The following is a 21,413-nucleotide window of genomic DNA, read 5'->3' on the forward strand; positions in this document are numbered from 1 at the left end:
AACAGAGGATCTACGATTTATTTAATATTTGCTAGAATGCGTTCAGCACCAAGTTGTAAACTACGAGACACAATAACATTTACAATAGTAAAAACAACTAGGATACTTAAAAACATACCCCACATTCCAACTCCTAATAAGAAGAATAACGCACATACTCCACCTACAGTAAGACCAACTAATAATATATTAACAAGAAAATTCCAAAGCGTAGTATAACGACCTTTAAACATTTTTTGTTCGGTATCCCAATGAATATCAGCTGTTTGCGCATCCCAGCGTGTGCCAATTAAATTGTTTAACCATAACCCATTTGCACAAAGCAAGAACCAAAGTAAGATAAATACTGGTGACACACCGCCTACAATGATAAGCACAAGACCAAAGATAGCTAAAATAGTGGTATTAATGAGCCACGCTGTAAATACTTTCGCAAAGAAAATACCTTCTGCCTTGACTGGTAAATAGCGATTGATAAACCAAGTGCGACCTTCTCTTGAAAAAGATGTTGTCGCAATAACGTTTGATCCCATTAAAAACATGCCTGCGCAAAAAGCAAGACCAAGCGCAAGACTTGCTGTTTCACTATCTTTTGCAAATTTATTTAACCAAGCTAAGTTGCCATCTTGCACAAAAACAATAAAGAAAAACATAATTGGCATAACAAATGTTTGCACAATACAGTTAATAAAGAATTGTGGCGTGCGAATCAAGATACGAAACTCTTTTTTCACATATGCTTTCCAATGTGAATTTTGTACAGTAGCTTTATTAAAATTCTCAGAAGAAATCACTTCTTTTTTCGCAGTACTATTTGATAGTCCAACAACTCCTTTTAAATATGTGCGCTCTGCAACATAGAAAAACAATACATAAAATGCAAATGAAATTGCAGCAAAAAGAAGTAAATATAAAATCCCTTTCCACGAAGTACTATCTATTAACGACATTGCCCCAAAATAAGTTGTCGGAAAATAGTTTGTCATTTCTACTAGAAATGAAGATTGATTATTTGTAAAATAGTCTGCCGCTGTTTGTCCAGACGCAGCACTTCTATTTTTCCATTGCATAAATATATTGATGCCCACAACCATCAACAACGTAAATAAACCCATCAACATGTTGCTTCGATCTTTGTTTTTTGCGATATTTGTATAACGCATAATGACTGTCATGAGAAGTGAAGCAAGAACTAACGGAATAATCGGGAAAAATATGTAAACAATTAAAACGTAAACATAATATGTAATAAAAGCACCACTTTGCAATCCATACACAATGAAGACTGGAAATAAAACAAACGAAGCCATCACATATTGTGTAATTAAAACTGTAATAAATTTCGCAGTAATAATATGGGCTGGCTGAAGTGGTAATGGTAATAACATTTCAACATCATCGCTATAATAAAATACTGTTAAAATCGTCGTAATACTAACTACGAATACCCATATACTAGCGATAGCTAACCCCATACCAATAAGTAGGTTTTCTTGACCAACCTGTTTTAATCCCAAGTACATTCCATTTGCAAGCGGACCGATAAACAGAAATCCAGCACACATAAGACCAAAAAATGACAACAAATATACAGCACGCTTCTTCTTATCAGTTAACATGTCAGCATAATTCATTTTTAATAATATTTTTGTTAACATCCAAATCTTATTCATTTTCCGTCATCTCCAAGAACATTTTTTCAAGAGATTCATTAGATTCAAAATGCTCTCGTATTTCTGCTAAATTCCCTTGAAATTGAAGTGTTCCTTTATTAATAATCGCAACTTGATCACATAATTTTTCAGCTACTTCTAGCACGTGCGTTGAAAAGAACACCGTTTTTCCTTTATCAGCATGTTCACGCATCATTTGCTTTAATATAAATGCCGACTTTGGATCTAATCCTGTCATTGGCTCATCTAATATCCAGACATCTGGATCATGTAATAGAACTCCAATAATAATAATTTTTTGGCGCATCCCGTGCGAATAACTTTGAATTTGATCAGACAATGCTTCGTACAAACTAAAACGTTCTGCTAGTGTTTGAATCTTTTCCTGACGCACGTCTTTCGGAACATCGTACATATCCGCCATAAAATTTAAATATTCAATCCCTTTTAAGCGTAAAAACATATCAGGACTGTCAGGAACATATCCAAATAACTTTTTCGCTTCGAGCGGCTCTTTCGTAATGTCTTTTCCATTTACAGAAATCATCCCACTATCAAGAGAATGAATACCCGTTATCATCTTAATTGTCGTTGATTTCCCCGCACCATTTGGTCCTAAAAAACCAAATATCTCTCCGCTTGGTACTGTTAAATTCAAATCTTTTACTGCGAATTTACTACCATTATAACTCTTTGATACATTAATAATTTCAATCATTAATATCCATTCCTTCCTTTGTTTACCAAAACCTACGACTTAATTATAACATAATACTTTTTTATTTTTATAACTTTTCAGATTCATTAATTATTAACATCTTAGGATTTATCATTTTTAACTTACATACTTTATTAAAAATGATAAAAATCGAAGTGAATTATTTCTAAAAAATCACTAACAAAACAAAAGAAAGAGAGTGCTAATATGTTGCACTCTCTTTCTTTTTCTACTACACCTTATTTTTTTATCCATAAAAATATATATACAAAGCTAATCCAACTACCAAAATGACCCCTAGAAAAAGATAAATGATAGAAAGTCTCGTTATATTCCCTTTTGTCGAAGCCCCATAATCTTCTTGCTCACTTTTCCCAACCATTATCGTTCCAATAACCGTTAATCCTACTATTATTAACATTACTAATATCCATTTTAGCATGTCCCTATCCCCTCCCTTAGTTACGGATTTTATACTATTTATAGTGTTAACAATGCAAATATATTTTTGGATTTTTAGACTATTGATAAAATAACTACAAATGCTATTCTCTTAATTCATTTAGCATCTTTTTTCATAACAATCGATTTTGTTTGTACGCGTTCAATTGCTCCCGCGATAAGCTGCAATGCAAAAATCGTAAATGTTAGAAAGAGAATAGGTCCACCAACAACCCACGGTGTAACAAAGAATAATTTATATTGCTGTCCAATTATCCCAGCCCATTCATAAGACAGTGTTTTGGCAGGTTCTTGCATTGGACTATAATCAATCCAAGTTCCACCAAAAAAAAGCTGCAATAAACCTAGATGGATTAACATAAGAAGCACTTGAATAACTTGTTGTACGCATTGCAAAATCAATCTCGGAAAAATATGTGGCAAGATGTGAGTACACAACATATGAAACTTACTTCCACCTAAAATTTTTGCTGCTTCCATGAATTCTTTATTCCACATGTTTTGAATGTCTTTTGCAATAAAAATGGTTAACGGTGGCAGTGCTAAAACTGTTAAAATTATAATTTCAAACATGGCCCGCTTCCAAAAAGGATTTGGGAATCCGTCAATTGGCATCTTTAGTACATTCACAAGTAAAAAATACGCAATAATTGTGAGTGGAACGACATGTAAGCCATCAAATAAACTTTCTAATAACTGTATTCCTTTTTTAAACCACAGTCCGAAAACTATTCCAAAAATCATAGAAATCATCATTCGTAATATAGAAACGATACATGCAATACTAATCGTAAATTTTGCTCCTTGAATCACCATATGCAACACATCCCTGCCACTTTTATCAGTACCAAGAGGTATCGTCCAAGAAGGCGCGAAAGGAGCTGCACCAATTAATTCTCGTTCATTATTATATAGAGCTGTAATATACCTTACTTCTCCACCATTCCAAATCGTATTTGCAACACTTGCGCTTAGCAAGAGGAATAAGAAACTAAAACCAATTATAAACCCCTTATCTTTCCATACATTCATCCACATTTATTTTCCCTCCGTCATAACTGTTGGCACAAACCATTTATAGAAGGTAAATAATATAAGGAATGGAATGTACAATAAAAAGAACCCAACAAAAAAAACTTCAGATGTAGGATATTGTAATAGAAATGATAATAAGCCATTCACATTAAATACATATTCTATTAAGATTAAATTCGATAACATGAACCATACAATCGTTTTCCCATACGCCATAAGATGAAGAAAAATGTTACGTAAAATATGATGAAATAAAATATACATCTCCCCAAATCCTTTTGCCTTCGCATACTTCACGTATTCTTTCTCTATCTCTTCCCTAATAAGTTGTAATAAGATTTTCACAAACAAAAAAGTGACAGGTATGGAAAGACAAACTACAGGTAAGAAAATGCTTTTCGTTTCTCCAATGGAAGCAATTTGAAAAATCATTATATTTGTTTGCTGAAAAGTCCAAACTACTATGAATTGGAAAGAAATAATGATCAGTATATCTGGTAACGACTCTAAAAATATAAACAAAGCTACTATTTTACGAGAAATAGAATGAGGTAAACGTAAGATGATCACTGTAAGAAGAAATGAAACGAAAGATGCTATACAAAGTGCTAATAATAAAATAACAACTGTCTGTTTATACTGAAGTAAAATTTGCGGAAACAATGGACGCGAGATATTCTTTGTTTCATATGTAAGATCACTAAAGTGAAGCAATTTGTTACAAAGAAAACGAATCTCTTCTATGTATGATGGAATATGAATCTTCATACCAACAAATAAACTTGGCAATGCACTAATTAAAATCATACCGATACAAGTAAGTAAAAGCTGTATACATAATAACCCAACTCTTCTTCCCCAAGTAGCTACCATAACCCCTCCTAATTTCTTAATTTTCACAATAATTTTACCATAAATAACCAATACGCGTAATATATATTTTTATATATATAAAGTTGTAATTGTACTACATGAAAACTAGTAGAATAAAAAAGAGAGGGTCTAAAAATCGATTTCATCGCTTTTTAGACCCTCTCCCTTATATCTTATCTTTCTTCTAACAATAAATCACGTAAAGCTTCTAACTGTTCTTTCGTAAAACCAATCCCTTTTTCAGTATATTGCTCCACAGAACCATACACATTGTTAATTTCATCAACTGCTGCTTGTAAATATTCCACTCTAAGCTCAAACATCGCACTTAAAAAGAAAAGATTTCTTGTATATTTGTAAAGGACGTGCACGGCGCCCCTCGAAATACATACGCAATTTGTTCATCCCCAAAATCTTGATATACAACTGTACCTCTTTGGGGATGCGAATAATATTCACAGTTTCCAATCTTTTGCGGGGAACTATAGTTTCTGATCCATGAGGATACAAGACGATAGCTATAATTTGTATGCCGACATGCCCATAGCGCATATAGCTGCTCTTTTGCATCCCAGTATATATACTGTGTTTCATGATTACCAAAACCAACAGACTCTAGCTCCCATGAACATGGTACTAAAAGCGGTAATGATACAAAGTCTTTTTCTTCTGGAGAACACCATATAGAACAACGATTAATTTCTCCCATGCCATCTTCTTTATGAGCTTGAAAACTCAAACGGTGAAAGGGTAATTTTATTTGTTGTTTCGCTGTCTCTGATTCAAATGGTTGTAATCTATATAAAAATTCCTCCATCTGATGTTGTTCTATAACTCCATCATCAATAGAAATTTCAATTTGCATTTTCCACTTAGAAGTGACGTAACTATCGTTCCCTTTATAATTTATACCACGCCAGTACGTTAGTTTCTTATATCGAAAACACTCCCCCTGCCCTTGATACAAACAACTATCAGGAAAAGTCGGTTCCATAATATCCAGAAAAAACTGTTTCACACGAAACATTCCTGAAGATGTTATCACCTGAAACCAAAGCGTTTCCCTCTTTCCACTCTCCTGTCGTTGTGATATGTGTTCTATATGCCAATCTGGAAATAACAATTCAGGATATAACGGAATTATTCTTTTAAATGTTTTTTTTAACATACAATTCCCCCTTGATTTAACCCGTAAAGGCCCGATTCGATTTGATGGACTTTCCATGAGCGGGAGATGAAGCCTCTCCACTCACGGAAGTTTCACCTTATTTCTTTAATACTTCGAAGGGGAGCTCTACTTATCCTTGTCCAATCACCCTTGTATATTTCTCTATCTTCCCTAACTGTATACAGTTGTTGTTTGAAAACACTCGTTTCATAGTATCGTTCATCTCATCTGTGCTACCAATGTAATAAGAAGCACCTATTTCTTTTAAAATGTACAGTGCTTTTTCATGCAGCATTGTACCATATCGTTTACCGCGCATATTCGGAACAATACCAAGGTAAAACAATCTTCCTTCTTCTATCGTACCTGGCTCTATATGTGGAAGAATAACTCCTACTGGGTCGTCTTCTTGAAAAGCGGCTAAACAATGTTCATTCCATCTGCCGCCAATTTCTGTTTGAAAAGCATATAATAATTGATCTATAGATAATGTTTCTTTCGTATTTAAAGAATATTGCATAGATTCCAGCCAAATTGTTTTAAATATGTCTTCTCCTGCTTCATCTATTGTTTTCAGCGTAAACGGAACTTCCACATCTGTAACATCAGATAAATCTTTCAGTACCATAACACAACTTTTTTGATGCTGAAATTGTAAACTCTGAAACACCTCTTCATAATGTGTATAATTTGGACTTTTTGATGAAATAACGAAATGTAAATGTAAAACCCCTTTCCCCATTGCTTTTTCAATCCAATATTGTACAATCTCTGTAACTTGTTCCTTTGTATAAGAAACTGTATTATTTTCTTCAATTGTAATATAATGCGGTTCTCCTACTAATACTTTAAAATCTCGTTCCATATTAACCAATTGATTCATTCTTTAACCTCTTTCTGTAAAATATTTAAAATAACATATTTTCTATTGCATGAGCAGGAGTTTTTATGAATATGTAGAATATTAGACATTTAATGTTTATAACGTAAAAATTCTACTAATAAAAAATTTCTTCACCCTTCATCAATGATTAACCTGAACAATTAGGCTTTTATAAAGTGAAACTTCTATCAGTAGTTTTTTTCATCCCCGACTAATGGAAAACCCACTCAGTCAGGCACATACCAGCAGGTATCTCCCATCTATCTTCCTCGTCTCTTTTTAATCTTGAGTTGGGGGCTTACTGTCCGTTAATGCGGGATAGACACTAGAGTGTCTTATCGATAAAGCTATAACGAGGGGGAGCACACCATTGAATACCATTATGTTGCAGCAATTACTAGAAACCATTCAGAAAAACGGATATTTACTACCTCAAAATATAGATTTAAATCAATTAAGCTTACATATGCTAGAGCATATCGGAACATTAGACGGCAACTTACGTGATCAACTAATTTACTCTACATTTTCTCACCTTATTTCACGTGATTATTTTCATGAAGCTCAGTTAGAAAAATTACTGATACTAACTTTAGAAGAAAACTATTTGTTTTATGGCATCACTTCTGATAACACAAATAGTGTGTTTACACGTTCATTTACAACATTATTAATTGCATTAATATTATGTGCAGATAATAGAACAAACTTTTTAACAGAAGAAACTATTATTACCGTAAAAGAAAAATTAGTAGACTATATGAATCAGGAAATCGATTTACGAGGGTACATACAACCTTACGGGTGGGCACATAGCATCGCTCATGCATCAGATGCTTTCGATGCCCTTATTCATAATCAAAAATTATCGTCACAATATTATGACGAACTAACACATTGTCTTTTAAATAAAATATTCGTTTATTCCATTGTATATCATTTTGATGAGGATGAGCGTATTATTACCCCTCTTCTTTCTATGATATCTCTCGGTTTCTCGCCAAAGCAGCTATTCGATACAATTCGCGTCAAACTAAACTTGCTGCCACTATATAAATCGAGACTCCCAATCAATGAATATTGCAACTTATGTTCAAATGTGAAAACTTTCTTGCGTAGTTTATATTTTAGAACAGTAAATAATCTTCAATTTACTTATATAACAGCACAAGCAGAGGTGATGTTAAAAGAACTACCAACATTTTATTAAAATACGGAGGAAAACAATGGATATCCAAGCAATACAACATGCAATTGAAGCACACCATTGGGATTATCCTGGTAAGTTAATTCCAAATGAAGTTGAATTTATTCATACAACGGATCTTATTATGATTAAAAATAAAAGTATTCCTAGTATTCAAGCTAATAAAGTTGTTCGTTTTGCATCGCAGCAGCCACTAGAAACAGCATTGCACTTTTTTCAAAATATACCATTCTCTTGGTGGGTACCTTCGCAGCAAAAACAACTAATTAGAGCAATAATAAATCATAATTTTTCGTGTATTGATGAATATGTTGGGTTCGCTTTACAACTACCGAACTTTCCAATTCCGGAATTACAACAATTTTACAACTTCATCGATGTGAAACATGATGAAGACATTGCAAAGCTTGTTGATGTAAGTATTGCGATTTGGGACTATCCTCCCTCCGCAAGAGACAATCTTTTTCAGCAGCGAAAATCGTATATTGAAGCTAGTGGCGAAAGTAGTGGTTATATCATTTGCTGTGACGGGAATGTCGCTATCGGCTATGCAAACTATAGATACAGTCATGATGGATCTGTAGTTTATTTAAATGGTTCCGGTGTATTATCTACTTATCGCAAGCGAGGGATTTATAAGCATTTAGTTTATAAACGGTTACAAGATGCAAAGGAAAAAGGCATTATTTTAGCAACATGTCAGGCAAGATCAGGTCATTCTGCTCCAATTTTAGAAAAGTTAGGATTTACTACATACGAAACATACTTACAATTTGCACGTATGTAATATAAACAAAGGAAAAGGTGTATATATGGGATATATTGAAGAAATGCGCAGCTTAGTTGGAAATCGTCCACTCATTTTAATAGGTTCACATGTAATTATACTAAACGAAAACAATGAAGTACTCCTTCAGCTTCGCAGTGATTTCAATTGTTGGGGCATAATTGGTGGTGCACTTGAATGCGGCGAAACGCTAGAAGAAGCCGCTAAACGAGAAGTTTATGAAGAAACAGGTTTACTTGTTAAGCATTTAGAACTATTTCAAAATTTTTCTGGGAAAGAATTCTTCAATGTTTACCCAAATGGAGATCAAGTATATGGAGTTCTCGCTACATATATTTGTCGTGATTTTGAAGGAACATTACGTATCGATCACAATGAATCAAAAGATTTGCGATTCTTCCCTATTCATAATCTTCCTACAAATTTAGGATCATTACATAAATTAATTTTAGACACTTTTTTAATAAGTATATAAATGAAAGATGTTCAGTTTTAAAAATGTTTTAGACTAAACTTTATTGATACCATCGTTTTCTTCTTCCTTTCTTCACCTTAGCTCATAAAAGAAAGATGTAGATTCGCCCTTATATGTCATGAATGGTGAATGGGTTGTATTAAAATAAAGTATTAGACCAAATAAAGGATATACGATTTTTATACGGAAAGTATGGACAATTCAGAGAAAGCATTCTTTATAAAAAAGGTATGTATATATTTTTGTATAAAGCTCTCAAAAGAGAAAAAGGCTTAATCCTTGTAAAAATGGGATTAGCCTCTTTGTTTACTACGTATATTGATATGTTATGTAAACTTCACATGTATAGAGTATGCAAAAGGAATTCCCCTTCCTGAGTACGAAAGTAATAGGGGATTATATAATTATTTTCTAAGGAGTCTATATGAAAATTAGTGTTTTAGGAAACGGTAGATGGGGTAGTTTTTTAGCATGGTATTCTTCAAAAATAGGTCATGAGGTTTTGATATGGGGAAGAGGAAATTCAAGAAATTTCCATGATTTAATTAAAACTAGAAAGAATCAATATCTAACTTTACAACCAGAAATTAAATTTACAACTTCTCTTAACGAAGCAATCTCTCATTCAGATATTGTTATCATATCAATCAATTCCCAATATTTAAGGAGCTTGTTAAAAAAAGTATCTAAAACAAATTTTTACGATAAGATTTTTACACTAAACATGAAGGGACTTGAAATTGATACGGGTAAAAGACTTACTCAAATAGCTAAGGAAGAATTAGGTGTAAATTTAAAAGTTGCAGCTTGGGTTGGACCCGGACATGTACAAGACTTTATTAATGGAGTTCCAAATTGTATGGTAGTATCATCAGATTCACCGGCTATAACTGATTTTGTTATAAGTGCTTTTTCGAGTAAACTGATAAGATTTTACTCAAATCCAGATTTAATTGGTACTGAGATTGGAGCTGCATTGAAAAATGTATTTGGTATCGCAGCTGGAATGCTTGATGGTTTAAACCTGACAAGTCTAAAAGGACCATTAATAGCACGCGGCCCCTTTGAAGCTTCAAGACTAATAAAATATCTTGGAGGTAATGAACTAAGTGCATATGGATTGGCTCATTTAGGGGATTATGAAGCGACAATATTCTCAAAACACAGTCATAATAGAACTTTCGGAGAATCATTCGTAACAAATAAACAGTTTGATTATCTCGCTGAAGGTCTTTCAACTTTGCAATCCCTAAACAATATGTATATCCCAGAAATAGAGCTCCCAATCATTGAGTCACTGAATGATATTATCATTCATAAAGTCGATCCTTTAAATACATTAAATGACTTATTTATGAGACCACTTAAGAATGAGTTTTATTGAATAAATCACTTAAAAAATATACTCATTGACTTCCGATAACACTAATTATGTGAATGGAAAATCCCTTCAGTTCTTCTGAAGGGACTTTTAAAGGTTTTGCGATACTTTGATTTTATGTTAACAAAAGGTGCTTTCATGTACAAAAAACACCTTTTCAATCTACAACTATTTTTTAATAAGACAAAAGGAACGAAATCTTTTCCTATTCACATTAACACCCAATCCGTTTTTTTATTTCCATTAAATTCTTCTTAGCAATTTCCCTTGCACGTTCTGCTCCTTTTTTGAGTGCTTCCTGAAGCAACTGCGGTTGACTCATATACATTTCATATTTCTTTCTTGGCTCCTCTAACTCACGATTAATAACTCGAAGTAGCTCTTTTTTTACATCCCCCCAGCCGATGCCTGTTGCGTATTGTTCTTTCATAATTGTAACTTCCTCAGCTGTCGCAAACTCTTTATACAACATAAATAATGTTTCAAGTTCCTTCGGTTCACTTGGTAAAGATGAATCCGTTTTAATCTTGAAAATAAGCTTTTTCAACTTTTCTGGCTCTTCAAATAGCGGAATAACATTTCCATAGCTTTTACTCATTTTCCGTCCGTCAAGACCTGGTACAATTGCCCCTTCTTCTTGAATGATATACTCAGGCAATATAAAGATTTCACCGAATGCGTTATTAAAATACGTTGCGATATCTCTTGCAATTTCTACATGTTGAATTTGATCTTTTCCAACCGGAACATAGTTTGATTGAAATAATAAAATATCAGCAGCCATTAAAATTGGATACGTATATAATCCCATGTTTACACCAGTATCTGCATCTATCCCTGCTTCTATATTTTGATCAACCTTTGCCTTGTAAGCATGCGCTCGGTTCATTAAACCTTTTGGAGTAAGACAAGCTAAAATCCAATACAATTCTAAAATTTCCGGTACATCTGATTGACGATAAAAAATTACATGCTCATCTAAACCTAATGATAACCATGTCGCTGCTACTTCCTTCGTATATTCACGAAATTTCATTGGATCTTGCACTGCATTTAATGCATGATAATCAGCAATAAAATATAATGCCTCTCCTTCTCTCTGTTTAGAAAGCTGTAAGGCTGGTTTAATTGCTCCAATATAATTTCCAAGATGCGGATGTCCAGTTGGTTTAATTCCTGTTAACATAACATTTTTATTCACAACTACTCCTCCTTTATCATGCAAAAAAGTCCCTCAATCCTAAAAAGGACGAGGGACTCCCGCGGTACCACCTTTATTAGCTACAAATACATAGCTCTCTTTACAATTCGAATAACGTCGAAATAACCGTCATAGCCTACTCAGTTCAGCATGAAGCTCGAGAGTCCATTCCATATTTTTCTCTTACTGATTCCCACCAACCATCAGCTCTCTATAAAGTTCCAAATATGTACTCTTCTCCATCATCGCTTTTTCTTTTAAATTTTCCTTATTATACCACAGTTATTTTTCATATAAAAGAGAACTTTCTGTCTTATTATGCAGGAATTTTCCTTTTTTTATCTAATTAGATAAAGGTTTACGGAAAGGATTCATACAACTATGGAGGATTTATTATGGTAAAATACATTTCAATTCTTGGATCAACTGGCTCTATTGGGACATCAGCACTAGATGTAATCGCTGCTCACCCAGAACACTTTCAAATTATCGGGCTAAGCGCAAATCAAAATATTGATATGCTAGAACAACAAATACAAACATTTCAACCGCGCATTGTAAGTGTGAGTACAAAAGAATTAGCACATACACTGCGCTCACGAATTTCTACTCAAACAAAAGTGGTATATGGAGATGAAGGATTAATTGAAGTTGCTACGCATCCTGATAGTAATCTTGTCTTAACTTCTGTCGTTGGTGTAGCAGGACTACTTCCAACAATCGAAGCACTAAAAGAAAAAAAAGACATTGCAATCGCTAATAAAGAAACGTTAGTTGCAGCTGGACACATTGTTACAGAATTAGCAAAGAAAAATCATTGTCGCCTTATTCCAGTAGATAGTGAGCATTCTGCTATTTTCCAGTGCTTAAATGGTGAAAATAATAAAGAAATTGAAAAGTTAATTGTAACAGCATCTGGCGGTGCATTCAGGGATAAAACACGCGAAGAAATGACACTGCTCAAAGCGAAAGATGCGCTAAAACATCCAAATTGGCTAATGGGAGCAAAATTAACAATTGACTCTGCAACATTATTAAATAAAGGGTTTGAAGTAATGGAAGCGCGATGGTTATTTGATGTTCCTTACGAAAAAATCGATGTTATGATTCATAAAGAAAGTATTATTCATTCCCTTGTAGAATTTGTAGATGGCTCTATTATGGCTCAGCTCGGAGCACCTGATATGCGAATGCCTATTCAATATGCATTCCACTATCCATCACGTTTACCATCTGCCTTCAAAAAATTAAATTTATTAGAAGTTGGCAGCTTGCATTTTGAAAAACCTGATTTAGAGAAATTCCCTTGTCTCCACTATGCTTACGAGGCCGGGAAAGTTGGCGGTACAAAACCAGCTGTACTAAATGCTGCGAATGAAATTGCAAATGCTTTATATTTACAAGACAAGATTTCATTTTTTGACATTGAAAGAACAATCTATTCTACATTAGAAGCTCACCATAATATTGCTAACCCTTCATTAGAAGAGGTATTAGCAGTTGACCAATGGGCACGTCAATATGCCAATGAATTACTTGTAAAAAATTAGAACTAGTTATACGGTAGAGTGAGAATCCTATATTCTCACTCTTTTCATAAAGGGGGCCTCTACTTGATTCGAAAATTATCTCCTTCTTCTATTGAAGAAGCTGCGGAAATTTTAGAAGTTCAAATTCCCGCATATAAAATTGAAGCACAGTATATTCAAAACAATTCAATTCCTCGATTGTATGACACAATTTTTGATATCCAAAATTGTAATGAAATCTTTTATGGATACTTCATTGGTGATACTTTAGCTGGGTTTATTTCATTTCTATATGAGGATGATGTTGTTGATATTCATCGCCTCGTTGTTTCCCCTACATATTTTCATAGAGGAATTGCAACAGCACTATTGCAACATCTATTTCAACTACATGAAGAAACAACACCTTATATTGTACAAACTGGTAAGAAAAATACACCTGCCATCGCTTTATATAAGAAACATAATTTTATAGAAACAAAAGAAATTACATTACCAGATGGTCTAGTTCTTGTACAGTTGAAAAAATCCAATATGTTACTCCATTAAAGGGCCATCTTTTATTTTGAAGTACCCCTTTTCAAAACAAGTGCCAGTAGTTTGTTTACCTTGCAACCTGCATTGCCCTTCAGTCTGGTAATGATTTTTAAAATCAAAAAAACTCCAGTACGAATACAGGAGTTTTTTAAGGTGCTCAGCACTTATGATGACAGCAACTTGCACCAACAATGATTAATAGAATGAACAATACTACTATGATCGCGAAACCGCCACACCCTCGTCTAGGATACTCACAATAACAGTATCCATAAACTGGAGCTGTATAGGTTGGGGCTACATACATTGCTGGTGCGAATATAGCTTGGTGTAGGAGCTATATTCGCACCAGCGGTAAATGGTGCATTTACATTACTATACATTTTAACTTCTCCCTTCGTCTAAGGAAGGTAATCATGTAGGATACCCTACCTTTCAAGAAAATTAGAGCACGTCTGTTTTAAAAATAATCTTTATATGGGCTATCGCCATATGCCCATCAACCTAATATTTTGAAGTACCCCCAAAACAAAAATTTCATCTCACTTTTTAAGTAGATGATTCCCAGTGTGCTGAAAATAATACAATTGCTCTTGGCTTCGGCAGTGCATTACCTAATGAATGTAAAAATTAAGTATATTCATTGTTTTTAATTGCTAGCAGCAGTGCCCCGTGAGCACCAAATAAAGCTGACAGCGTCGTCATATTCCTCCCTGATGTTTTTTATTATTTATCTAAATCAGCAAGGATCCACCTCGTAAAATCTTGTTGGTTCTCTAATGAAACAGTATGTCCTTCTGGATAGGCTTGAAAGGTTACTTGTGCATCCAAACCTTGAAAAAACTCATTACTCTTTAATCCCCATTCATAAGGCAGAACGTTGTCAAATTCGCCGTGAGAAATAAATAAAGAAAGTTGATCAACAGGTTTTATAGCGTATTCTTCCTTAACGAATCCAGGAATATATCCACTGAGAGCTACAATACCTTTAATTCGATTTCCCAATGTTAAGCCAAGCGTCATAGATACAATGGCTCCTTGGCTAAATCCAAGTAAATACAAATGGTCGTGATCTATTGGATATTGTTCGGTTGCATATTCAATAAAACTAGTGAGCTGATTGATTCCATGATCAAATACTTCCCTGTGTGGTTTTCCATAGCCTTGAATTGTAAAATAGGCGAAGCCTGGCGGTTGAGATAAATGACCGCGGACACTAAAAATGTAAAACGTATCTTCTAATCCATCGACTAACGACAGCATATTTTGTTCATTACTGCCCATTCCATGCATGACAAAAATGGCAGGATAGTTTTTATCTGGCTCAATCTGAGACGGTTTGCGAAGCTCATAAATCATAGGTGAATTCAAAATCAATCATCCCTTCTTAATAATTTTCCTAAAGAAACCAATCACAGTTTAGTTTATCTATATAGAAAAAATATTCTTGTATTTTATCCAATACAAAAGAAATAACTACTTATTTGTTATTTAACAACAGTAATGTGAATTATGTTGCAGATACGATTCTTATTTATCTTTTTTGATGATATCCCACAATTCTGACCAACAAGTAATCCGCGGAATATTAAGATGCTGATTGTAAGAATTACTTTTTGCATACGCCTTAATCGGTTTATCAATCAACGTTTCTAAAACAGCCGGCTTATCATCAAAAAAATAGTCTAATCTCAGCTCTTGGATGATGTGTATTTTCTCTTCGTCTTTCATGCCATAGTAAAAACGATTTTCATGAACAGGAAATCCATTTTCGATTAGCCATTGTTTTGTTCGTTCCCCATGTTCTTTCGGGCGTGCTGTCACATAATATACTTCATGTCCCTGTCTCTCTAATTCTTGCAACGTTTCTACCACATAAGGAAACGGCAGACAAGAAGTATAATATATCTCCTCAAGCAGACCATTCCACATGCTACCGCCTTCCTTCGAAGTCAGCCCGAACGCTTCATGAATTTCAAGCGTTTTTAAGGAATGGAATACATCAAGTTCAACGTTTTTGTTCAGTTTCTTATTATATAAATGAAAGGCATGCTCCCTTAGGTTAATCAATGTATCATCAATATCGAATCCAAATTTCATCTCTGTTCCTTCCTTTCTGTATTTAATCCGTGAAAAACAAAAGGAGGATTCACAAGGTTCTTTAAAATTTTTTCATTTTGAAACATACATCATTGAGTTACTTTATATAAGTTAGTATATATACGTAATTAAAATACATCAAGTAATAAAATTAAATTTAGTAAGTTTATTACAAAACATCATTTAAGTTATAATTTAACTATTGGGAGGTGAGGATAAACGAATCATTCTTTATTATGTCCTAGATTCGAAAAAGGAATGAAACTTTTCAGCCAACGTTGGTCAGGCTTGATTATTTCCAAACTTCTCTCCGGACCCAAACGTTTTTGTACAATCGAAGCAACCCTTCCCATCAGCGGAAGATTGTTGTCAGAAAGATTAAAGGACTTGGAACATAAAGGAATTGTTAAACATGAGGTATTCCCTGAAACTCCTGTTCGTATTGAGTATTCTTTAACAGAAAAAGGGTATGCACTAGAATCTGTCATTCGCAGAATAGAGCTATGGTCACAAGAGTGGGTAGAACCCGAGGAATAAATCATGAGGCCTGCCGCATGCTCATTAAGATAATCTAGCCACGTGACCTCCACATGAAAAAACGCCCTCCTTTATGGGCATGTAGCGATGCCCATATTATAACTTCAATAAAAGAGAGAAGTATTGGCGTATAACGATGAGGCGCCGCCAGAGTGCACAAATAGGATATTATCGTCCGGCCTAAAGGTGCCTTTTTGTATTAAATCAATGAGTCCCGCTGCTGCTTTACCTGTATATACCGGATCCAGCAAAATTCCTTCTGTTCTTGCCATAAGCTTGACAGCTTCCACCATTTCAGGCGTAGGCAAAGCATAATCTGGTCCTACATACTCATCAAAACACGTAACAGTCTCACGAGGGATTGAATTTGGGATGCCCATGTGTGCTGAAGTTGAGAAAATCGATAAATACTTTAATCACTATATTCCGATTTAGGTTACATAAAATATAGACTTTGTCTGTCTCACTTTACTAACGTGTGCGTTAGTAAAGTGAGACAGACAAAGAAAGAGAAAAGGCGAAGCCATTCAGCTTCGCCTTTTCTCTTATGATGCCTGATCATCTTTATTCTTCATTAACGCTCGTTTTTTCATTGCTTTTGTTAAATATCCGCCCTTGAAAGAGCGAATTTCGTAAGAAGCCATAAATGCTTTCGGTGCGATTTCATTAATAATCTCTAACAACTCTTTTTCACGCGAACGTTTTGCTACAATATCTAAACGATAGCGCTCAGAATTAATTCCTTCTCCGATGAAGACTGTCACACCAAATCCTGCATGTCTTAGTGCGATCACAAGTTCTTCGCAACGCTCTAGTAAACTAACATTATAGGTAATATATCCAATAGCTAATTTATTTTCAATATAACCGCCGAGCAGCAACCCAGCACTAAACCCAAGGACATAAGCTACAATATTCATCATGTTTGATAAGTCTTGAAATACAATTCCTAAACTAACAATATAGATGACTCCTTCTAACAACCCAACACCAGCAGCGGACTTCGTTTGATTCTTTACAAGCAGAATTGTACGGATTGTTAAAATTGGCACGTAAATAATTTGCAGTAAGAAAATAAGTAACGCTTGTAACATATGTATCCACCTCTTCCTAAAAGTCTGTTGTCATAATAACATACAGGGTCGTAAGAAAGCGATGAATTTTATTTATTTTCTTTATTTTCTTTCTTTTTTCTAAGTACGTATGTATTGTTAAGACTGTCACTACGAGTTTGTTTAAATTTATATATTTATAGAACTTAAAAACATTGTATTTAGGTTGTGAACTAGCAGATTTTACAACAACATGATATTGATGTTATAAAAAATTTCAGTCTTCCTTGAGTACGATTCAAAATCATTCTATCCATAATCTCTTTATATCAATTAATTGTTTACCATTAAATTTCATCCTGTATACATCCGGCTTTGATGTCTGCATTAAAAATTCAAATCCATATTGACTATCAAAATATCCCATCATTAAAGTCATGACAAGTCCATGAGTACCAATTACAATTTTATGACCTTTAAAATTCTTTAATATATCTTTCAATACTGCCACAGATCGGCTCTGACAATCTGTATTTGATTCTCCTCCAAGTAATGAAAAATCTGGATTGGAAAACATCTTCTTTACAAGCGGATACAATTCCTTATCTGATATTATCTTATCTTCACTTGAAAACATACATTCTCTAAGGTTTTCGTATACTAATATTTCTTTACCATAAAAATGAGCTAAATTCTCTATCGTCAACACAGCTCGGCTATATGGACTTGAAATAAACGTTTCTACTCCTTCATCTTTCAATAATTCAGTTACTCTATACGCATCAAGCCTCCCCTTCTCAGTTAATCCACGCGTTCTTTCGTCCCCTTCTATTTTAAGTGATTCGCCATGTCTAACCATGTAAATATATGTATACATAATTCCCCCCTGAAAATACTTACAAACAATAGATTACTGTGACTTTATATAACATTTAATATTCGCTATACCATGCTTCGTTGTAAGACTATTATTCTATGGCTACATGACCTAAGATTTAACTTGAAGAAAGCTTACAAGATAATGGTTTTTCCGGATTCTTACATTCTTAGAATTCCTTTTTCTTTGCCTTTATAATTAAAAAATTCGGTTGTTTCATTAACTTTTCATAAGATGATGAATAATTTCTTTTCAATTCTTCCGTCGGAATAGGCTCTACAATTTTTTCAATTTCAAAATGACGAATCGTTTCATTTATAATGTCTTGTAGTGGCCGGCGATAAAAATACATATCAACATATTTACCGCTTTTCTTCCATTTATCATGAAGCAATTCGCGCTTAAAGTATTCTTTTTTCTCTGATAAATGTATATCCATTGCTGGATGATGAACGGAGAACAAAAATGTTCCATTTGGCTTTAATATTCTCACAAATTCAGCAAATGTTCGTTCCCAATCTGCAAGATAGTGAAGAGCTAAAGAGCTAACAATGCTATCATATGTACAATCTGCAAAGGGTAACGTATTTTCAAAGTCTAATTGATAAACCTCAGCTTTTTCTCCGACTCTTCGCTTCGTAGCAGCAACCATCTCTGAACTTACATCAATCGCGGTTACATCTGCTCCCCGATTAAGAAACTGTTCTGTATACCACCCTGCCGCACAGCCAGCATCAAGTACCTTCATTCCTCTCAGATTATCAGGAAACTGATTCATCATAGCTGGACGTTCGTAATCTGTATTATACGGACTGTCATAATCGACGCTATGTTCATAATGGCCGGCAAGTATGTCGTACGCATCAATGATTTGTTGTTTATTCATACCCCTTCCTCCCTTTACTTTAAAAGACATAATTTCCATTTTATCACACATTTTAATAATTAAGAATATTAAATTATTCGAATGAAAACCAGTTGTTCTCTCGCACTTTGACATACAAGAAGAAGCAGCAACTATACAGTTGCTGCTTCTTCTTGTTGTAAATCTATTTTACGAATTTCAATACGCTTAATTTGATGAGCGTCTTTTTCTAAAACTTTAAATTCATATCCTTCTGCTTCAACAAATTGTCCTTCTTGAATTTCGTGATTTTGTGTCATTACCCAGCCGCCAATTGTATCAACTTCTACTTCATCAATGTGTAATCCAAACAAATCTTGAATCTCACTAATTAATACTTTTCCGTCGACAATTTTATGATACTCATCAACATGATGAATCGGAGGATGCTCATCTTCATCATATTCATCACGAATTTCTCCAACAATTTCTTCCAATATATCTTCAAGCGTTACAATTCCCGCTGTACCGCCGTATTCATCATACAAAACAGCCATTGGAATTCGCTTTTTCTGCATTTGAAGAAGTAAATCATGAATTGGTATAGTTTCCATTACTTCAATGATAGGACGCATAAACGTGCGGATAGATGATAGATCTTCTTTATCATTTTTCATATAACGAATAAAGAAATCTTTTACATTCACCATACCGATAATATCATCTTTATCTTCTCCAAAGATTGGGTAACGTGTATACTTTTCACTTCGGATAATTTTCATATGATCTTCTACTGAATCTTCAAGATAAAAACCAACGATTTCTGTACGCGGCACCATAATTTCTTTCGCAAGACGGTTATCAAATTCAAAAATATTGTTTACATATTTATACTCCGCCTGGTTAATTTCACCGTTTTCATAGCTCTCTGAAAGAATTAAACGTAATTCTTCTTCCGAGTGTGCTACTTCATGTTCAGAAGCTGGTTTTAATCCGAATAAACCAGTTACAAGACGCGCTGATGTATTTAACATCCAGATAAACGGGAACATGATTTTGTAAAATGTAATAAGCGGTGCTGCAAACAACATTGTAATTGTCTCTGCTTTTTGAATTGCTACTGTTTTCGGTGCTAGCTCACCAACAACAACATGTAAAAAGGTAACTGTTGCAAATGCAAGAATGTACGATACTGAATTCGCAACCGTTTCTGAGAAATGTAGATCTTGAAATAACGGCTGTAATAAACGATGAACCGTAGGCTCTCCAAGCGATCCGAGCGCAAGAGCTGTAATGGTAATTCCTAACTGACACGCCGATAAATACTCATCTAAATTTGTTGTTACCTTTTTGGCTGCTAACGCGCCTCGTTTTCCTTCTGCAACAAGTTGATCAATACGGCTTGAACGCACCTTAACCATAGCAAACTCTGTTGCCACGAAAAATCCAGTAAATGCGATTAAAATCGCAATCATAACTAAATTAAATATTTCCAAAGAATCCCCCTTAGTTCGAAAACTAAGGTGTCCACCTCCTGTATGAATAATTGCTTTTTTTACTCTCTAAATCTAGAAAATAAAACGCTATACAGAAATTAAAAGGGTGGATAGCTCTACCTACTATAAAAGTAAGATAAGAGATTGTATTAAAGCTGTCGTTTGAGTTGATAAATGTTTCGTTAGTTTTTCGCGCTGTGAATCTGTTAACCCATCTAATAACGGTTTTAATTCTACTAATTCCGTCTCCAAACGGTGGATACGCTCTGTTACGTTATTTACTTGTTCCGAAACGTTTTCATTAACACCGAGCAGCTTCTTCTTCTCCTCGATCCTATCCTTAATTTCAGAAAGCGGTATATGCATTTCTTTACATCTCTCAATAAAACGTAAAGTTTCAATTGCTGCTTCGTCATAGTAGCGATAATTAGATTGAGATCGCTCCGCTTTCAAAATACCTAGATTCGTATAATAATCAATCGTTCGTTTCGAAACATGAGCCATGTGAGCCAACTGTCCGATTCGGTACACCTTCCCAACGACCTTCCCCCCCTACATATGTTAAAAACATCATACAA

The 21,413-nt window shown here is 34.3% G+C and carries 22 protein-coding genes, 3 pseudogenes and 1 other annotated feature; of the genes and pseudogenes, 7 read left to right on the forward strand and 18 right to left on the reverse strand.

Annotated features, from left to right (window positions below; translation table 11 throughout):
• Positions 1–17 precede the first annotated feature (17 nt).
• The 8 genes and pseudogenes from WAX78_RS03785 to WAX78_RS03820 form a co-directional block, all read right to left on the reverse strand.
• Positions 18–1,673: a putative ABC transporter permease subunit gene (locus tag WAX78_RS03785; RefSeq protein WP_336480945.1), complete on the reverse strand. Its 1,656-nt coding sequence runs from the start codon at positions 1,671–1,673 to the stop codon at positions 18–20.
• Entirely contained in the window at positions 1,666–2,391 is a 726-nt protein-coding gene (locus WAX78_RS03790) for an ABC transporter ATP-binding protein (protein WP_336480946.1), read from the reverse strand. Before WAX78_RS03790 ends, WAX78_RS03785 begins: the two co-directional genes overlap by 8 nt.
• 247 nt (positions 2,392–2,638) lie before the next feature.
• Positions 2,639–2,833 (reverse strand): hypothetical protein, encoded by a 195-nt coding sequence (locus tag WAX78_RS03795; protein WP_336480947.1) that lies wholly within the window; start codon positions 2,831–2,833, stop codon positions 2,639–2,641.
• Positions 2,834–2,949: 116 nt separating this feature from the next.
• Positions 2,950–3,891: an ABC transporter permease subunit gene (locus WAX78_RS03800; RefSeq protein ID WP_336480948.1), complete on the reverse strand. Its 942-nt coding sequence runs from the start codon at positions 3,889–3,891 to the stop codon at positions 2,950–2,952.
• On the reverse strand, positions 3,892–4,761 hold the full coding sequence (locus WAX78_RS03805) for an ABC transporter permease subunit (protein ID WP_336480949.1): 870 nt from the start codon (positions 4,759–4,761) through the stop codon (positions 3,892–3,894).
• 173 nt (positions 4,762–4,934) lie between these two features.
• Positions 4,935–5,093: pseudogene (locus tag WAX78_RS03810) on the reverse strand (tyrosine-protein phosphatase); the annotation flags it as partial.
• Positions 5,090–5,929 carry a hypothetical protein gene (locus WAX78_RS03815; RefSeq protein ID WP_336480950.1) on the reverse strand — a complete coding sequence of 280 codons (840 nt, stop codon included), beginning with the start codon at positions 5,927–5,929 and terminating at the stop codon, positions 5,090–5,092. The pseudogene WAX78_RS03810 and the gene WAX78_RS03815, both read right to left, overlap by 4 nt.
• A 130-nt stretch (positions 5,930–6,059) precedes the next feature.
• Positions 6,060–6,812: a GNAT family N-acetyltransferase gene (locus WAX78_RS03820; protein ID WP_336480951.1), complete on the reverse strand. Its 753-nt coding sequence runs from the start codon at positions 6,810–6,812 to the stop codon at positions 6,060–6,062.
• Positions 6,813–7,182: 370 nt separating this feature from the next.
• On the opposite strand from WAX78_RS03820, the gene WAX78_RS03825 reads away from it, so the two are divergent.
• The 4 genes from WAX78_RS03825 to WAX78_RS03840 all read left to right on the forward strand — a co-directional run bounded on the left by WAX78_RS03825 (position 7,183) and on the right by WAX78_RS03840 (position 10,665).
• Positions 7,183–8,022: a DUF2785 domain-containing protein gene (locus WAX78_RS03825; protein ID WP_336480952.1), complete on the forward strand. Its 840-nt coding sequence runs from the start codon at positions 7,183–7,185 to the stop codon at positions 8,020–8,022.
• 16 nt (positions 8,023–8,038) lie between these two features.
• Positions 8,039–8,806, forward strand: coding sequence for a GNAT family N-acetyltransferase (locus WAX78_RS03830; RefSeq protein ID WP_336480953.1), 768 nt, complete (start codon positions 8,039–8,041; stop codon positions 8,804–8,806).
• 25 nt (positions 8,807–8,831) lie between these two features.
• Positions 8,832–9,281 carry an NUDIX hydrolase gene (locus tag WAX78_RS03835; protein WP_336480954.1) on the forward strand — a complete coding sequence of 150 codons (450 nt, stop codon included), beginning with the start codon at positions 8,832–8,834 and terminating at the stop codon, positions 9,279–9,281.
• A gap of 424 nt (positions 9,282–9,705) precedes the next feature.
• Entirely contained in the window at positions 9,706–10,665 is a 960-nt protein-coding gene (locus tag WAX78_RS03840) for an NAD(P)H-dependent glycerol-3-phosphate dehydrogenase (RefSeq protein WP_336480955.1), read from the forward strand.
• Positions 10,666–10,876: 211 nt separating this feature from the next.
• Here the strand turns inward: WAX78_RS03840 and WAX78_RS03845 are convergent, their stop codons facing one another.
• Positions 10,877–11,848 carry a tryptophan--tRNA ligase gene (locus tag WAX78_RS03845; protein ID WP_413789167.1) on the reverse strand — a complete coding sequence of 324 codons (972 nt, stop codon included), beginning with the start codon at positions 11,846–11,848 and terminating at the stop codon, positions 10,877–10,879.
• Between the two features lie 56 nt (positions 11,849–11,904).
• Positions 11,905–12,118, reverse strand: a binding site (T-box leader).
• Positions 12,119–12,258: 140 nt separating this feature from the next.
• Here WAX78_RS03845 and WAX78_RS03850 point away from each other — a divergent pair.
• Together WAX78_RS03850 and WAX78_RS03855 are read left to right on the forward strand one after the other, a co-directional pair.
• A complete protein-coding gene (locus tag WAX78_RS03850; RefSeq protein ID WP_336480957.1) occupies positions 12,259–13,413 on the forward strand; it encodes a 1-deoxy-D-xylulose-5-phosphate reductoisomerase in 1,155 nt (384 codons plus the stop codon).
• Positions 13,414–13,476: 63 nt separating this feature from the next.
• Positions 13,477–13,941 (forward strand): GNAT family N-acetyltransferase, encoded by a 465-nt coding sequence (locus tag WAX78_RS03855; protein WP_336480958.1) that lies wholly within the window; start codon positions 13,477–13,479, stop codon positions 13,939–13,941.
• A gap of 145 nt (positions 13,942–14,086) precedes the next feature.
• On the opposite strand, the pseudogene WAX78_RS03860 reads toward WAX78_RS03855, so the two are convergent.
• From WAX78_RS03860 to WAX78_RS03870, 3 genes and pseudogenes are all read right to left on the reverse strand, one after another.
• Positions 14,087–14,203, reverse strand: a pseudogene (locus WAX78_RS03860) (YjcZ family sporulation protein); the annotation flags it as partial.
• Between the two features lie 452 nt (positions 14,204–14,655).
• Positions 14,656–15,300, reverse strand: coding sequence for an alpha/beta hydrolase (locus tag WAX78_RS03865; RefSeq protein ID WP_336480960.1), 645 nt, complete (start codon positions 15,298–15,300; stop codon positions 14,656–14,658).
• Between the two features lie 159 nt (positions 15,301–15,459).
• Positions 15,460–16,029 (reverse strand): 5' nucleotidase, NT5C type, encoded by a 570-nt coding sequence (locus WAX78_RS03870; protein WP_336480961.1) that lies wholly within the window; start codon positions 16,027–16,029, stop codon positions 15,460–15,462.
• A gap of 258 nt (positions 16,030–16,287) precedes the next feature.
• On the opposite strand from WAX78_RS03870, the gene WAX78_RS03875 reads away from it, so the two are divergent.
• Entirely contained in the window at positions 16,288–16,566 is a 279-nt protein-coding gene (locus tag WAX78_RS03875; protein WP_336480962.1) for a winged helix-turn-helix transcriptional regulator, read from the forward strand.
• 104 nt (positions 16,567–16,670) lie between these two features.
• Here the strand turns inward: WAX78_RS03875 and WAX78_RS03880 are convergent.
• The 6 genes and pseudogenes from WAX78_RS03880 to WAX78_RS03905 form a co-directional block, all read right to left on the reverse strand.
• Positions 16,671–16,958, reverse strand: a pseudogene (locus WAX78_RS03880) (pyridoxal-phosphate dependent enzyme); the annotation flags it as partial.
• 153 nt (positions 16,959–17,111) lie between these two features.
• Complete coding sequence (locus WAX78_RS03885) at positions 17,112–17,660, reverse strand: DUF2179 domain-containing protein (RefSeq protein WP_336480963.1); 549 nt, start codon at positions 17,658–17,660, stop codon at positions 17,112–17,114.
• 262 nt (positions 17,661–17,922) lie between these two features.
• Entirely contained in the window at positions 17,923–18,495 is a 573-nt protein-coding gene (locus WAX78_RS03890; protein ID WP_336480964.1) for a histidine phosphatase family protein, read from the reverse strand.
• Positions 18,496–18,664: 169 nt separating this feature from the next.
• Complete coding sequence (locus WAX78_RS03895; RefSeq protein WP_336480965.1) at positions 18,665–19,381, reverse strand: class I SAM-dependent methyltransferase; 717 nt, start codon at positions 19,379–19,381, stop codon at positions 18,665–18,667.
• Positions 19,382–19,512: 131 nt separating this feature from the next.
• A complete protein-coding gene (locus WAX78_RS03900; protein ID WP_336480966.1) occupies positions 19,513–20,835 on the reverse strand; it encodes a hemolysin family protein in 1,323 nt (440 codons plus the stop codon).
• Between the two features lie 123 nt (positions 20,836–20,958).
• On the reverse strand, positions 20,959–21,366 hold the full coding sequence (locus tag WAX78_RS03905) for a MerR family transcriptional regulator (protein WP_336480967.1): 408 nt from the start codon (positions 21,364–21,366) through the stop codon (positions 20,959–20,961).
• Positions 21,367–21,413: the final 47 nt, after the last annotated feature.

Origin of the sequence: Bacillus yunxiaonensis (assembly GCF_037104695.1) — a bacterium.
Classification (GTDB): Bacteria; Bacillota; Bacilli; order Bacillales; family Bacillaceae_G; genus Bacillus_A; species Bacillus_A yunxiaonensis.

Coding starts and splice junctions, on each gene's coding strand:
- WAX78_RS03785 (WP_336480945.1), bottom strand. CDS start 1,673: ATGAATAAGATTTGGATGTTAACAAAAATATTATTAAAAATGAATTAT.
- WAX78_RS03790 (WP_336480946.1), bottom strand. CDS start 2,391: ATGATTGAAATTATTAATGTATCAAAGAGTTATAATGGTAGTAAATTC.
- WAX78_RS03795 (WP_336480947.1), bottom strand. CDS start 2,833: ATGCTAAAATGGATATTAGTAATGTTAATAATAGTAGGATTAACGGTT.
- WAX78_RS03800 (WP_336480948.1), bottom strand. CDS start 3,891: ATGTGGATGAATGTATGGAAAGATAAGGGGTTTATAATTGGTTTTAGT.
- WAX78_RS03805 (WP_336480949.1), bottom strand. CDS start 4,761: ATGGTAGCTACTTGGGGAAGAAGAGTTGGGTTATTATGTATACAGCTT.
- WAX78_RS03815 (WP_336480950.1), bottom strand. CDS start 5,929: ATGTTAAAAAAAACATTTAAAAGAATAATTCCGTTATATCCTGAATTG.
- WAX78_RS03820 (WP_336480951.1), bottom strand. CDS start 6,812: ATGAATCAATTGGTTAATATGGAACGAGATTTTAAAGTATTAGTAGGA.
- WAX78_RS03830 (WP_336480953.1), top strand. CDS start 8,039: ATGGATATCCAAGCAATACAACATGCAATTGAAGCACACCATTGGGAT.
- WAX78_RS03835 (WP_336480954.1), top strand. CDS start 8,832: ATGGGATATATTGAAGAAATGCGCAGCTTAGTTGGAAATCGTCCACTC.
- WAX78_RS03840 (WP_336480955.1), top strand. CDS start 9,706: ATGAAAATTAGTGTTTTAGGAAACGGTAGATGGGGTAGTTTTTTAGCA.
- WAX78_RS03845 (WP_413789167.1), bottom strand. CDS start 11,848: ATGTTAACAGGAATTAAACCAACTGGACATCCGCATCTTGGAAATTAT.
- WAX78_RS03850 (WP_336480957.1), top strand. CDS start 12,259: ATGGTAAAATACATTTCAATTCTTGGATCAACTGGCTCTATTGGGACA.
- WAX78_RS03870 (WP_336480961.1), bottom strand. CDS start 16,029: ATGAAATTTGGATTCGATATTGATGATACATTGATTAACCTAAGGGAG.
- WAX78_RS03875 (WP_336480962.1), top strand. CDS start 16,288: ATGAAACTTTTCAGCCAACGTTGGTCAGGCTTGATTATTTCCAAACTT.
- WAX78_RS03885 (WP_336480963.1), bottom strand. CDS start 17,660: ATGTTACAAGCGTTACTTATTTTCTTACTGCAAATTATTTACGTGCCA.
- WAX78_RS03890 (WP_336480964.1), bottom strand. CDS start 18,495: ATGTATACATATATTTACATGGTTAGACATGGCGAATCACTTAAAATA.
- WAX78_RS03895 (WP_336480965.1), bottom strand. CDS start 19,381: ATGAATAAACAACAAATCATTGATGCGTACGACATACTTGCCGGCCAT.